Origin of the sequence: Lacihabitans lacunae (assembly GCF_042649125.1) — a bacterium.
Classification (GTDB): domain Bacteria; phylum Bacteroidota; class Bacteroidia; order Cytophagales; family Spirosomataceae; genus Leadbetterella; species Leadbetterella lacunae.
The window spans coordinates 1106173-1119703 of the sequence record NZ_JBHRYQ010000001.1; the positions used below are offsets into that span (position 1 = coordinate 1106173).

The 13531-nt window shown below is 36.2% G+C and carries 12 protein-coding genes; 6 read left to right on the top strand and 6 right to left on the bottom strand.

What is annotated here, in order from left to right; translation table 11 throughout:
- Positions 1-90: 90 nt before the first annotated feature.
- Positions 91-2214 (top strand): Tex family protein, encoded by a 2124-nt coding sequence (locus ACFOOI_RS04685; protein ID WP_379835604.1) that lies wholly within the window; start codon positions 91-93, stop codon positions 2212-2214.
- A 3-nt stretch (positions 2215-2217) separates the two neighbouring features.
- On the opposite strand, the gene ACFOOI_RS04690 is transcribed toward ACFOOI_RS04685, so the two are convergent.
- From ACFOOI_RS04690 to ACFOOI_RS04705, 4 genes are all read right to left on the bottom strand, one after another.
- Positions 2218-3171, bottom strand: a complete 954-nt coding sequence (locus tag ACFOOI_RS04690) for a sulfite exporter TauE/SafE family protein (RefSeq protein WP_379835606.1) — start codon at positions 3169-3171, stop codon at positions 2218-2220.
- A gap of 133 nt (positions 3172-3304) precedes the next feature.
- Positions 3305-3934 (bottom strand): L-threonylcarbamoyladenylate synthase, encoded by a 630-nt coding sequence (locus ACFOOI_RS04695; protein ID WP_379835608.1) that lies wholly within the window; start codon positions 3932-3934, stop codon positions 3305-3307.
- Positions 3931-5277: an amidohydrolase gene (locus tag ACFOOI_RS04700; RefSeq protein ID WP_379835610.1), complete on the bottom strand. Its 1347-nt coding sequence runs from the start codon at positions 5275-5277 to the stop codon at positions 3931-3933. Before ACFOOI_RS04700 ends, ACFOOI_RS04695 begins: the two co-directional genes overlap by 4 nt.
- A gap of 67 nt (positions 5278-5344) precedes the next feature.
- Positions 5345-6208, bottom strand: a complete 864-nt coding sequence (locus tag ACFOOI_RS04705; protein ID WP_379835612.1) for a glycerophosphodiester phosphodiesterase family protein — start codon at positions 6206-6208, stop codon at positions 5345-5347.
- A gap of 257 nt (positions 6209-6465) precedes the next feature.
- On the opposite strand from ACFOOI_RS04705, the gene rpsT reads away from it, so the two are divergent.
- The 3 genes from rpsT to ACFOOI_RS04720 all read left to right on the top strand — a co-directional run bounded on the left by rpsT (position 6466) and on the right by ACFOOI_RS04720 (position 7792).
- Positions 6466-6723, top strand: coding sequence for a 30S ribosomal protein S20 (rpsT, locus tag ACFOOI_RS04710; RefSeq protein WP_379835614.1), 258 nt, complete (start codon positions 6466-6468; stop codon positions 6721-6723).
- Between the two features lie 92 nt (positions 6724-6815).
- Positions 6816-7511 carry a RadC family protein gene (gene radC / locus ACFOOI_RS04715; RefSeq protein WP_379835616.1) on the top strand — a complete coding sequence of 232 codons (696 nt, stop codon included), beginning with the start codon at positions 6816-6818 and terminating at the stop codon, positions 7509-7511.
- Positions 7508-7792, top strand: a complete 285-nt coding sequence (locus ACFOOI_RS04720) for a rhodanese-like domain-containing protein (protein ID WP_379835618.1) — start codon at positions 7508-7510, stop codon at positions 7790-7792. The genes radC and ACFOOI_RS04720 overlap by 4 nt, the downstream gene beginning before the upstream one ends.
- Before the next feature lie 7 nt (positions 7793-7799).
- Here ACFOOI_RS04720 and ACFOOI_RS04725 read toward each other — a convergent pair whose 3' ends face one another.
- Together ACFOOI_RS04725 and ACFOOI_RS04730 are read right to left on the bottom strand one after the other, a co-directional pair.
- Complete coding sequence (locus tag ACFOOI_RS04725; RefSeq protein WP_379835620.1) at positions 7800-7928, bottom strand: hypothetical protein; 129 nt, start codon at positions 7926-7928, stop codon at positions 7800-7802.
- A 70-nt stretch (positions 7929-7998) separates the two neighbouring features.
- Entirely contained in the window at positions 7999-9162 is a 1164-nt protein-coding gene (locus tag ACFOOI_RS04730; RefSeq protein ID WP_379835622.1) for an NRAMP family divalent metal transporter, read from the bottom strand.
- Positions 9163-9365: 203 nt separating this feature from the next.
- Here ACFOOI_RS04730 and ACFOOI_RS04735 point away from each other — a divergent pair, with 203 nt between their 5' ends.
- Both ACFOOI_RS04735 and ACFOOI_RS04740 read left to right on the top strand, forming a co-directional pair.
- On the top strand, positions 9366-10433 hold the full coding sequence (locus ACFOOI_RS04735) for an efflux RND transporter periplasmic adaptor subunit (protein ID WP_379835624.1): 1068 nt from the start codon (positions 9366-9368) through the stop codon (positions 10431-10433).
- Between the two features lie 5 nt (positions 10434-10438).
- Positions 10439-13525: an efflux RND transporter permease subunit gene (locus ACFOOI_RS04740; RefSeq protein ID WP_379835626.1), complete on the top strand. Its 3087-nt coding sequence runs from the start codon at positions 10439-10441 to the stop codon at positions 13523-13525.
- The last annotated feature ends 6 nt before the right edge of the window (positions 13526-13531 follow it).

A 13531-nucleotide genomic window follows, 5' to 3' on the forward strand; every position in this document is an offset into this window, starting at 1 on the left:
TAAAAAATAGAAGCTTTTTTTTACCCTTTTTAAGGTTTTTCTTCTGATTTTTGTATCAATAAGACTACAAAAAAAACTAAAAGGTTGGAAATGACTTCGAAACAATTACAAATAATAGCTCAGACTTTAAATATTTCTCAAAATCAAGTAAAAAACACTGCTCAGCTACTGACCGAAGGTGCTACGGTTCCTTTTGTGGCTAGGTATAGAAAAGAAGTCACTGGCAGTTTGGATGAAGTGCAGATTTTAGACATAAAAAAAAGCCTTGAAAAGTTTATTGAAGCCGATAAGCGTAGAGAAGCAATCATAAAATCGATAGAAGAACAAGGCAAGATGACGCCCGAGTTAAATCAGAAACTTCAAAACGCCATGTTTTTGGCAGAATTGGAAGATTTGTATTTACCTTATAAACAAAAAAGAAAAACTCGAGCAAGTATAGCCATAGAACTTGGTTTAGAGCCTTTGGCACAGTTACTATTTAAGCAGTCTGAGAAGTCAATAGAGCCTTTAGCGGCGAAATTTATTACAGACAAAGTACACAACATAGAAGAAGCATTAGCGGGTGCTAGAGATATAATAGCCGAATGGATTAATGAAGACTTGGAAGCTAGAAATAAAGTAAGGGCTATATTTCAAAGAGAGTCGGTAGTTGAGTGCAAAGTAAAAAAAGGAAAAGAAAAAGAAGGTGAAAAATTCAAAGATTACTTTGAACATAATGAATCTTTAAAAAACATGCCCTCCCATCGCTTTTTAGCTATAAAACGAGGAGAAGACGAAGGTTTCCTTCAAGTGAAAATTGATATAGATACAGACAGAGCATATGATAGCCTAGAAAGAATTTATTTAAAAGGATTTAATGAACCGAAAGAACAAGTAGGTTTAGCCATAAAAGATTGCCTAAAAAGGCTATTGATTCCGAGTGTGGAAAAAGAATTTAATAATTCAGCAAAAGAAAAAGCCGATTTAGCCGCGATAGAGATATTTTCTACCAATTTAAGACAACTTTTGTTGGCCTCGCCTTTGGGCCAAAAACGTATACTTGCACTTGATCCAGGGTTTAGAACTGGGTGTAAAACAGTCGTATTAGACGAAACAGGCACACTTTTGAAAGATACCGTAGTGTACCCGACTTTTAAAGTTCAGGAAGCTGAGGCTACAGTTAGGCAGCTTTTAGAAAAATACAAAATAGAAGCAGTAGCTATTGGAAACGGAACGGCAAGTAGAGAAACCGAAAGTTTCATAAAGTCTACTATTGGCAGTATGCCCGAATATAAAAGTATTCCTGTTTTTGTAGTTTCAGAGCAAGGTGCTTCTATTTATTCGGCGAGCGAAATAGCCAGAGAAGAGTTTCCAGACAAAGACATCACGGTCAGAGGTGCAGTTTCAATCGGCAGACGTTTGATGGATCCATTGGCGGAATTAGTAAAACTAGACCCGAAGTCTATAGGTGTAGGGCAATATCAGCACGATGTAGACCAGAAACTACTTAAAGAAACTTTAGATGCTACAGTGGAGCTTTGCGTAAACTCTGTAGGGGTAGAAATAAATACCTCAAGCAAACATTTGCTTTCTTATGTTTCGGGCATTGGGCCTTCCATAGCCGCCAATATTGTAGCGTATAGAAACCAAAATGGCAAAATAAAAACCAGAAACGAACTTAAAAAAATACCACGACTTGGAGACAAAGCATTTGAGCAAGCAGCAGGTTTTTTAAGAATCAGAGGAGCCAAAAACCCTTTGGATAACACGGCCGTACACCCAGAAAGCTATGAAATAGTGGAACTTATGGCCAAAGATTTAGGCGTGAGTTTAGCAGAATTAATAGAAAAAAAAGAACTTAGAAAAAGTATAAATATCCAAAAATACGTAACAGCTAAAGTGGGAATACCGACGCTAAAAGACATTTTGGAAGAACTAGAAAAACCAGGTCGTGACCCAAGAGAAACCATTGAGCAGTTTGAATTTGGCAACGTAAACAGCATAGAAGACTTACGAGAAGGAATGGAATTACTAGGAATCGTGACAAATATCACTGCTTTTGGTTGTTTTGTAGACATTGGCGTTCATCAAGACGGCTTGGTGCACGTATCTCAGCTAGCCAACAAATTTGTAAAAGACCCTAACGAAATAGTTAAGGTCCACCAAAAAGTTAAAGTGCGTGTTGTGGAAATTGAAAGTAGCAGAAAAAGGATTGCTCTTAGTATGAAATTCTAATTATTAAAGAAAAAACTGAACGCCCATATATAAGTTTCTGAGGCTGACGATTATTACTAAAATACCAACAATAAGAAACATGGGCTTAATAGGAATTTTGCTGACTATGTAGGCCGCTATTGGAGCGGCTACCACTCCCCCTAACACTAGGCCTAAGATAACTTGCCAATGCGAAAAGCCTAAGAATATTATGAATGTGATAGAACTAGCGAAAGAAACAAAAAACTCGGTTAAGTTAACCGAACCTACGGTATAAATGGGATTTCGGCCATTGGCTATTAAAGTTGAACTCACAATTGGGCCCCAACCTCCCCCGCCGATGGAGTCCAAAAAACCACCTGTAGCTGCCAAGAGACCCAACTTTTTAATGGGTTTCTTTCTGATTATTTTGCCTAAACATTTTTGTAGAATTCTAATACCAAGATATAAGGTATAAGCTGCTACCACAGGTTTTATGTATACATTGTATTGCTCAAAAGATGAAAGAACATAAGCCCCTGTTATAGCCCCAAGCACACCAGGAATCAATAAAGTCTTGAAGAGCTTTTTGTTTACATTACCAAACTTTAAGTGACTCAAACCTGACACCCCACTAGTGAAGATCTCAGAAGCATGCACGCTGGCACTAGCAGCAGCGGGCGAAATACCAAATGAAAGCAAAAAAGAGGTAGCACTGACGCCATAGGCCATCCCTAGGGCACCATCGATAAGTTGTGCAATGAAGCCCGCAGCCATAAAAATAAGTATTTCGGAGTCTAGCGATGCAAATAACACTTGTGCTTGATTTCCAAAATACCTTAGAGGTAAAAAGCTAAACAATATGTAACCAGCCACCATCCATGCCAATCTACTTAGCCCAAAATAGAGATAGTTTCTAATTTTCATAGTGGTAGAGACCGCTCCAATGTCTTCCGTGGCTATGATTTTCTCTTCTATTACCGTGTCCTCTATCTTCATTTGCATTAATTTGCCTCAAAGATATAAAAGTTAATTACTCTACCAAATAGATAGACTTTGTATTTTTAATATTTTAGCATAAAAAAAAGGCGAAATTCACATTTCGCCTTTAAATATTTACATTTAATAGATTTTAATCATCCGAAAATTCACCTAAACCTTCTCTCACGAGCTCCACTTGGTCATTATCTGTACAAGCTATTACCGTAGAAGGTATAATGCCACACCAACCGCTGTCAATTATTATATCGACTTTATCTTGATTTTGATCAAAAATAACCTCAATCTCGTTTGGGTATTCCTGAATATCATCAATATCATCTTTTAAGGAAGTCGTGATAATGGGGCTACCGAGTGCTTTCACTATTTGCTGCGGAATATTATGATCAGGCACTCTAATTCCTATAGTTTTCCTATTTGTTTGCAATATTTTGGGCAAGTCGCCGGTGGTAGGAAGAATAAAAGTATAAGGCCCGGGAAGTAGCTTTTTCATTAATCTAAAGGCCACATTGGGTACTTTGGCATAAACCGAAATATCAGATAAGTCTGAACAGACAATAGAAAAGCGATTTTGGGAGGGCTTTACATTCTTCAATTTACATAGTTTCTCCACCGCCTTTACGTTTCTAGAGTCGCACCCCATAGAATAAACTGTATCTGTAGGATATATAATTACTCCCCCGTTTTTAAGGCAATCCACCACTTGTTGGATTTTCCTATCGTCGGGATTATCTGGAAATATTTCGATTATCTCTGCTTTCATTTACTTTTTTTGCCTTTTTTAGCTGATTTTGTATCTATTGGCTGGCTCATGTTTCCATAATCTACCACCATATTAGACAACGTTTTTACTCCTAATACAAATCCTGTTTCATCCAAATAAAAATCTGGTGTATGGTGCGGTGCTACTTGAGAAGGAGATTTCTTTGGATCCATTCCTCCTAAAAAGAAAAACACACCTGGCACTTTTTCTTGAAAATAACTAAAATCTTCAGCACCCATAGTTGGCGGCACTTCTACAATATTAGCCTTGCCGGCAGACATTTCTAAAGTTGGAAGCATTTGCTTCGTCAAATTCACATCATTTATGGTAACAGGATATCCATTTACAATCTCAACGTCTACATCAACACCAAGGGCCTTGCCTGTGTTTTCGGCTATTTCTTTGATTCTCCTATGAACCATTACACGTTGCTCTTTTCCTAATGTACGAATAGTTCCTATCATTTTCACCTCTTCCGGAATAATATTATGTCTTATTCCTCCATGAATTGCCCCAACTGTTACTACTGCGGGTGCTTCTGTAAGTTTTACATTTCGCGAAACTATCGTTTGTAAGCTTGTCACAATCTGACTTGCCGCCACTATTGGGTCAGCTCCTTCCCAAGGATATGCCCCATGGGTTTGTTTACCTTTAATCACGAAATTCATTTCGTCTACTGCCGCCATTATCGGGCCTGCTTTGTATGCGATTACACCTGAAGGCGTTTGCGAATTTATGTGTAAGCCAAAAATTACATCTACCTTTGGATTTTCCAATGCTCCGGCCTTTATCATACCGTCAGCACCAAAAGCTTGTCCTTTATCTGAAACACCCTCTTCAGCCGGTTGGAAAATAAACTTAACGGTACCCTGTAGTTCGTTTTTCATACCAGCAAGCACTTCTGCTACACCCATCAATATAGCTACGTGACTGTCATGTCCACAAGCATGCATTACACCCGTTTCTTGCTCATTGTATACGGTTCTCACTTTAGATTTAAACGGAACATCTACTCGTTCAGTAACAGGCAAACCGTCCATATCTGCTCTAAGAGCTATCACAGGACCCGGTTTTCCACCTTTTAAAACCCCTACCACACCCGTAAAGGAAACTTTTTCTTGAACTTCTATTCCGAGACTTCTTAAATGGTTAGCTATAATACCAGCAGTTCTCACTTCTTGATTTCCCAGCTCTGGATGTTCGTGAAAATCACGTCTCCAAGAAATAACTTTACTCTCAATTTTTTTTGACTCATCCTCAATTTTTTGATGCAAATCAGTTTGAGAAAAGGAAGCAGTTGAAACACCCAAAAGCAAGGCCGTCAAATACAGATTTTTTTTCATAGTTTGTTTTTTAGTTCGGTTAGAAAATATCCTTAAATATAAGCTTATTTCTTAAATATCCTTTAAACTATTGTTTGATTTCCTTATAAACATCAAAAGGCCTGTCAGTAGCAAAAATATCAACTCCTAATGAAGCCCAGGTAGTATAAAGCGTATTATTAGCGGCTTCTGCTTTTTTATCTAAATTGCCCAATACACCCAAAATTGTCTTGATATTTTTAGTATGTAAAAAATCAATCAATTCTTTTTTGGGCTCTCTAGTACCAATAAATGCCACCATGTTTTTATCGGGAATTCCGGCTCCGTGCAATCGTTCGTAATCTGCAACCTGCATTAAACTGACAGAAATCAACACTTTAGGATCTAACTTGTAAACCTCAACGGCTTCTTTGAGATTATAAGTGATTACAGCTGCGTAGCTGTATGCGTTTTTTTCCTTGATTTGGGCAGTCACCATTCTAAATGGCGTAGTTTTTTTTACATCTAAAGTGTAAATCACATTGTTTTTCCCCCAAGTCAAAATCGCATTTAGAGTCGGTATTTTATAAGTTGTAATATTGCCGAAATTGTCTTTAAGCGAATAGTTCAATAGATTTTTATATTCCAAAGCACTTACTTTACCTTTTCCGGTAGAAGTTCTATCTAATGTCTGATCATGCATCAATACCAAAACACTGTCTTTGCTCATTTCAATGTCACATTCAATTATACATGGCATTTTTGAGGAAACATACTGAAATGATTCTAAACAGTTCTCCGGCCACATAGGCATGTAACCTCCCCCACGGTGTACCGAAACCCTTGGCAATTTGTACTCCGGTTTTGAAAATTGATCTACCAAAGATTCCTTAGAGTTGCCTTTATTCTGATTGACAGACTTGCATGAAAACGCAAAAGAAAGAGCAATTACGCCCAAAACATATTTTTTCATTCGTATATTTGTTGATGACTTTATTGAAATGACAAAGGTGCATTTTTTGGAGAATATTGGCGAAACTGAATTGTTATTTTTTTTCGAATGTGCGTTTTTTTTAGTAAAAAAAACAAATAATCACATAAAATGAACTTAAAATCAAACCCAAGTCACTTTTTTAAGTTTTTTTCTATTAAATATTTGCATAAAGAATAGAAATACCTATCTTTGCAACCCGAATCAGAAACATAGAATTTTAGACAATATTTATATCAATGGCAAATCATAAGTCAGCGTTAAAAAGAATCAGATCAAACGAGGCAAAACGTTTGAGAAATCGTTATCAGCATAAAACTGCAAGAACTGCGATTAGAAAATTGCGTTCTCTTAAAGATGTAACAGAAGCATCTGAATTACTTAAAACTATCTCATCTATGGTAGACAAACTTGCTCGCAAGAATGTAATTCACAAAAACAAAGCTTCAAACCTTAAGTCTTCATTGACTAAGTTTGTTACTTCGTTAGCTGCATAATTATTACAATTATAATATTTTAGGCTGAACCCAAAAGGTTCAGCCTTTTTTAGTATATTCATATTTGTGATTATATTGCAAACAAAACCCATATGAACTACGACATCAAATCCAACATAAAATCTTGGGCAGAAGAAGACAGGCCAAGAGAAAAACTTCTATTAAAAGGGAAAGGCCAACTTACAGATGCCGAACATTTGGCGATTCTGATAGGATCAGGCACAAAAGAACTCTCCGCGGTTGACCTATCTAAACTCATACTCAGTCACGCAGGAAATAATTTAAATAACCTGGCAAAGCTCAGCATAAAAGACCTGATGAAATTTAAAGGAATAGGCGAAGCAAAAGCCATAACAATAGTTTCAGCTTTGGAACTCGGCAGGAGAAGAAAAGAAAGTGAAGAAGAAAAGCGTACTAAAATAACCTCTAGCTATGTGGCTTACCAATATTTTTCCAAATATCTATTGGATCTCGATCATGAAGAATTCTGGATTTTACTTTTAAATCGAAACCTCGAAATTATTAAGCCTATTCAAATTAGTACTGGCGGCGTTTCAGGAACTGTGGCAGACCCTAAAATAATTTTCAAAAACGCTATAGAGCACTTGGCAAGTGCGGTAATTTTAACTCATAATCATCCCTCAGGAAATCTTAATCCAAGTAACGCAGACATTCAGCTTACAAAACGAATAGTAGAATTAGGCACAATGCTAGAAATTACTATTTCTGACCATATTATCTTTACGAATAACGGTTTTTACAGCTTTGCAGACGACAACAAACTATGAGTGAATTAAAAGAAATAAGTATTAAGGAATTGCCTGAGTTTTTAAAACAAGACGAATGTCAACTTATTGATATTAGAGAAGTAGAAGAATTTGCTGATTTTAATATTGGAGGAATAAATGTGCCAAGTCACAAGCTAAAAGAGTTCTATGAAGATCTTTCAAAATTTAAGACCCTAATAGTTGCTTGTTCAAACGGAACTAGAAGCTATATAATAGCAAAGGTATTAGAAAAGAAGCTTCCTAATACCTTAATTTTGCACCTTCGAGAAGGAATATTTTAAATTCGAATTACTTTTTAATTATTCCTTTGTAATTTTTATCGTTTTTAACTAACCATCTGCCAACAATAGCAGCAGTAACTAGCAAAATAACAAAAAAAGCGATTGGCAAGTAAGTAGGAAATTGATGTCCGAACATTTTGTTTTGATTTAATTTTACGCAAATTTATTATAATTGACTTTAGAAACCTTATTTTTTCAGAAAACTTTTAATTTATTAAGCTTAAAACAGCAAAAATCAACAATCCAGCTACCAAAAACCATCCCAAATAGTAATAAATACTTGCTAATTTAAAATCTCCCACTATCGTCGGCCTCCTACTTGCCACCAAAACAAGCGACAAAGCGAAGGGAAGTATGAAACCATTGATATATCCAGCAAATACTAATAACCAAACCGGCTTACCAAAAGCATACAAGATTATAGCTGAGCATATTACAAATAATAAAGGAAGCACATTTGGATTTTTAAACTTAAATATCTGAAAATTCTTCACAAAACTAACGGAGGTAAATGTTGCTCCTAAAACAGATGAAAATGATGCAACCCAAATAATAATACCGAACATGATTTTCCCATACTTTCCGAAAACCGTCTCAAAAACAGAAGAGGTAGGGTTGTTTTCGTTTAAAATAGCCCCACTAAGTATCACACCAAGAATGCTAATAAAAAACATATAGCGAAAAATACCTGTAACTAATATTCCCGAATATGCACTTTTTGTTACTTTTTTGAGATTCTCAATTCCATTAATATTACTCTCTAGAAGTCTGTGTGCACCAGCAAAACTAATGTACCCTCCTACCGTGCCGCCCACCAATGTTATTGTAGATTTAAAGTCTATTTGATCTGGCATAAAAGTGCCGAATGCTAATTTATCCGTAGGTAACTTCACATTAAATGCCATATATACAATACAAAAAACCATGACAATCGCGAGAATTTTAACTAAAAAGTCAATGATTTTTAAATTTTGATTAGAAATAAAAATTATGGCTACTATTAGCCCTGAAATTAAACCTCCAAAGGAAACTTCAATTCCGAAAATTGCATTTAGGCCAAGCCCTGCTCCTGCCAAATTTCCAATATTAAAAACCAGTCCGCCAATAAAAACCACCAATGATAATATTACACCGGCACCTTTAAAAACTTCATCGGCTAACTCATGGGCACGTTTGTTGCTTACTGTTAATACCTGCCAAATGCTAATCTGAGCTACCAAATCCATTAGGATGGAAAGTACGATAACGAAGCCAAAATTGAACAATAATTGGTTGGTAAAAACAGTAGTTTGCGTTAAAAATCCGGGCCCAATAGCAGATGTTGCCATCAACAATGCAGCGGCCCAAAAATTCGATTTATTTTTTTGCATTTGATATAGGATATTTCGGTCAAAAATAGGTGTATTAAACTACATTTGAATAACAATTTCGATGTTTTTGAGTTAATTTGCCTAGGTTTCTTAAATATAGAATTTTGTCTATTCAATTCATAGTGTCATCCATTAGGGTGAACCATATAGGGCTTAAAAGTATTATTTTCATGTATTATTATTAAATAAACCTCAACAAACACATGCGTCCATTAATTATTGCGGGAATTATTTTGGTAGGTCTGATTTTAGGGAAGATTTTCTTCTGGAGCAATGACCCTGCTGATGGTTCTAAAGGTGGGGATTCAAAAGACCCAAAAGGAGCCCAAAATGCCAAGCCGATTCCAGTAAATACAATTTTGGTAGGAATCGACCAATCAAATCAAATCGTTTTTTCTTCTGGTAGTACGGTTGCCAACGAAGAAGTAGAAATAAAAAGTGAGATTTCGGGAAAAATAGTAAAACTTGTTATCCCAGAAGGAGCAGTAGTTTCTAAAGGAACTTTGATAGCTAAAATAAAGGATGATGATATTTTAGCCCAATTGAAAAAAATAGAAATCGAAGAAAAATTAGCAAATCAGATAGAAGCTAGACAAAAGAAGCTTCTTGACATCAATGCTATTTCGAGAGAAGAATACGAAATTTCTCAGAACAAGGTCTTCACACTAAATGCAGATAAAGAAATATTAAAAGTTCAGCTTTCGAGAACAGAAATAAGAGCTCCATTCTCAGGAAAGTTAGGATTAAAAAATATATCACTTGGTGCATATGTAACTCCTGCAAATGTGATTACAACTTTAGTGCAATACAATCCGATTAAAATAGATTTTTCTGTTCCTGAAAAATATTTACCTCAAATAAAACCAGGAAGAAACATCGAGTTTCAAATAGATGGCGAAAATGACAAATTCAGTGCTAGAATTTTGGCCATTGACCCACAAATAGACAACAAACTAAGAACGCTTACCGTTAGGGCTATCGCTCCAAATGCAAGTAACAGGTTATTGCCAGGTATGTTTATCAAAGTATTACTTAACCTTGGCAGCCAACAATCGATAATGATACCAAGTGAAACCGTTATACCTACTATGGAAGGTAAAAAGGTTTTTGTGAAAAGAAATGGCAAAGCCGAAGAAGTAAATGTAGTTTCTGGCCTAAGAAACGAAAGTAAATTACAGATTTTATCAGGTTTAAATGTAGGTGACTCACTTATTACGAGTGGATTAATGACTTTGAAAACAGGTACAAGCGTATTTACTAAACCCAAATAAAAATTATGTCAATTTCAACTTTATCAATAAAAAGACCCGTATTAGCAATCGTAATGAATTTGCTGATACTCCTTTTCGGGTTTATTGGATTTCAGTTTTTAGGTGTTAGGGAATACCCTTCTATTGACCCACCAATAGTTAGTGTAAGCACAAGCTATCCTGGTGCCAATGCCGACATCGTGGAATCTCAGATTACGGAGCCTCTAGAAAAAGCACTTAATAGTGTTGAAGGTATTCGTTCGATAAACTCATCGTCAAACCAAGGAAATTCAAGCATATCCATCGAATTTAATATCGGTGTTGATATGGAAAAAGCTGCTAACGACGTAAGAGACAAAGTTTCTACGGCGGTTTCTCAACTTCCGAAAGACATCGACGGCCTTCCTACGGTAAGAAAAGCAGATGCAAACGCCGAAACCATTATTTCTCTATCGCTACAAAGTGATACCAGAAGTATCTTAGAGGTGTCAGATTATGCAGAAAATGTAATTTCACCTCGTATGGAAACCATTGAGGGCGTCAGTGAAATCAGAATTTGGGGTTTTAAAAGATACTCAATGCGACTTTGGATGGATCCTGAGAAGATGGTTTCTCTTAGTGTTACCACTCAAGACGTAAAAACAGCTCTAGATAGAGAAAATGTTGAATTGCCTTCTGGAAAACTTCAAGGCGATAATACAGAGTTAGTAGTTAAAACCATCGGTAGGTTTACAAATGCCGAAGACTTTAACAACATGATTGTTAGAAACGTGGGCGAACAAATCGTTAGATTTAAAGATGTGGGTTATGCCGAGATTGAATCTGAAAATCAAGAGACTATATTACGCTGGAATGGAATTCCGATGTGTGGAATCGCGATACAACCACAACCAGGAGCCAATTATTTAGATATTGCAAAAGAAGTTTACATCAGAAAAGCAGAGATAGAAAAAACTCTTCCTCCTGATTATAAACTAGGTACTATTTTAGATTACACGGTATTTGTGAAACAATCGGTTGAAGAAGTAGCGGAAACACTAATTATAGCAATTATCCTGGTAGTAATCATCATCTTCTTATTCTTCAGAGACTGGATAGTGGCTTTCAGACCACTTATTGATATTCCGGTTTCGTTAGTAGGTACATTTTTTATCATGTATCTATTTGGATTCTCCATAAATGTATTGACACTATTGGCTATAGTTTTGGCTACAGGACTAGTGGTGGATGACGGTATAGTTGTAACTGAAAACATTTATAAAAAAATAGAAGAAGGTATGAATCCTATTGAAGCAGCTGTAAAAGGCTCGAATGAGATCATATTTGCAGTTCTTTCTACTTCCATTACACTAGCGGCGGTGTTTTTACCCGTAATCTTTATGGAAGGTTTCGTTGGTAAATTATTTAGAGAGTTTGGTGTGGTATTATCTGCTGCGGTTTTGATTTCAGCATTTGTTTCTCTTACGTTAACACCTATGCTAAATGCTTATTTAAATAGAAAAACAACCAAGAAAACCAAGTTTTATATCGCTACGGAGCCATTTTTCGAAAAAATGGAATCAAGCTATATGAATAGTTTAAAAAACTTCATTTCTAAAAAATGGCTGGTTGCACCTATTTTGGTAGTAGTATTTGGTATGGTTTATTATTTTGGTTCTGAATTAAAATCAGAGTTAGCACCTTTAGACGACAGGAGTAACCTCCAAATAAGCTTTTTAGGGCCAGAGGGCTCTTCATACGAGTATATGGATAACTATATTCAGAAAGCCGCTAAGATAACCACTGACTCCGTTCCTGAACTAAACGGTATGCTTACAGTAACTGCTCCTGGTTTTGCAGGTTCTGGCGGTGCCAATACGGGTTTTGGTAGAGTTACCCTAAAACCAAAAGACAAAAGAAAAAGATCTCAAGAGGAAGTAGCCGATTATATGACAGGTTTACTGAAAAAACTGCCTGAAGCAAGAGCATTTGTAAACCAACAACAAACTATTGCCGTAAACAAAAGAGGTGGCTTACCAGTAGGCTATGTTATTCAAGCTCCAGATTTTGCAAAACTTAGAGAATACCTTCCAAAATTTGTAGAAGAAGTTCAAAAAAACCCAACTTTTACTATTTCAGATGTGAATCTAAAATTCAGCAAACCTGAACTTTCTATTCAAATTGACAGAGAAAAAGCAAAAAGTATGGGCGTGGCTGTTGCAGACGTAGCACAAACCATGCAATTAGCCTTTGCAGGTCAACGATTTAGTTATTTCACAATGAATGGAAGACAATATCAGGTTATCGGTCAGTTTGCAAGAAACGACCGAAATGAGCCTTTTGACTTAAAAAGTATGTCCGTTAAAAACAATGTTGGCGAACTAGTGCAATTAGATAACATTGTGACAGTTGTAGAAAACAGTAGCCCACCTCAGCTTTATCACTTTGATAGATATATGAGTGCCACAGTTTCTGCCGGATTAGCTCCTGGAAAAACCATCTCAGACGGAATAGACGCAATGAATAGCATTAGAGACAAACTTAACGACGAAAAAATAAAGACGGCGTTAACAGGCTCTTCAAGAGACTTTGCTGAGAGTTCTTCAAATACCTTATTCTCTTTTGGATTAGCCCTGATTTTGGTATTTTTAATTTTGGCAGCACAGTTTGAAAGCTTCGTAGATCCATTTATAATCATGATTACGGTTCCATTAGCCATTGCAGGTGCATTGTTATCGCTTTGGTTATTTGACCAAACACTTAATATATTCAGTCAAATTGGGATGATTATGTTAATTGGCTTGGTTACTAAAAACGGTATCTTGATTGTAGAGTTTGCAAACCAACTTCGCGAAAAAGGCTTGGAAAAAGTAGACGCGGCCATAGAAGCGGCAACGCTTCGTCTTCGTCCTATTTTGATGACTACCCTTGCTACCACATTTGGTGCAATGCCTATCGCACTAGCTTTGGGGGCTGCAGGTTCAAGCAGACGCTCAATGGGAATCGTGGTGATTGGCGGGTTGTTATTATCCTTAATATTGACCCTTTACGTGATACCAGCCATGTATATTTATTTAAGTAAAAAGAAAAACTTTGAAAGAATGAAAGCCATAGACGAAATGGTGGAAATATAAGATAAA

Excerpts from the sequence above, each read along its gene's own strand:
- ACFOOI_RS04685 (WP_379835604.1), top strand. The coding sequence starts at position 91 with ATGACTTCGAAACAATTACAAATAATAGCTCAGACTTTAAATATTTCT.
- ACFOOI_RS04690 (WP_379835606.1), bottom strand. The coding sequence starts at position 3,171 with ATGAAGATAGAGGACACGGTAATAGAAGAGAAAATCATAGCCACGGAA.
- ACFOOI_RS04695 (WP_379835608.1), bottom strand. The coding sequence starts at position 3,934 with ATGAAAGCAGAGATAATCGAAATATTTCCAGATAATCCCGACGATAGG.
- ACFOOI_RS04700 (WP_379835610.1), bottom strand. The coding sequence starts at position 5,277 with ATGAAAAAAAATCTGTATTTGACGGCCTTGCTTTTGGGTGTTTCAACT.
- ACFOOI_RS04705 (WP_379835612.1), bottom strand. The coding sequence starts at position 6,208 with ATGAAAAAATATGTTTTGGGCGTAATTGCTCTTTCTTTTGCGTTTTCA.
- rpsT (WP_379835614.1), top strand. The coding sequence starts at position 6,466 with ATGGCAAATCATAAGTCAGCGTTAAAAAGAATCAGATCAAACGAGGCA.
- radC (WP_379835616.1), top strand. The coding sequence starts at position 6,816 with ATGAACTACGACATCAAATCCAACATAAAATCTTGGGCAGAAGAAGAC.
- ACFOOI_RS04720 (WP_379835618.1), top strand. The coding sequence starts at position 7,508 with ATGAGTGAATTAAAAGAAATAAGTATTAAGGAATTGCCTGAGTTTTTA.
- ACFOOI_RS04725 (WP_379835620.1), bottom strand. The coding sequence starts at position 7,928 with ATGTTCGGACATCAATTTCCTACTTACTTGCCAATCGCTTTTTTTGTT.
- ACFOOI_RS04730 (WP_379835622.1), bottom strand. The coding sequence starts at position 9,162 with ATGCAAAAAAATAAATCGAATTTTTGGGCCGCTGCATTGTTGATGGCA.
- ACFOOI_RS04735 (WP_379835624.1), top strand. The coding sequence starts at position 9,366 with ATGCGTCCATTAATTATTGCGGGAATTATTTTGGTAGGTCTGATTTTA.
- ACFOOI_RS04740 (WP_379835626.1), top strand. The coding sequence starts at position 10,439 with ATGTCAATTTCAACTTTATCAATAAAAAGACCCGTATTAGCAATCGTA.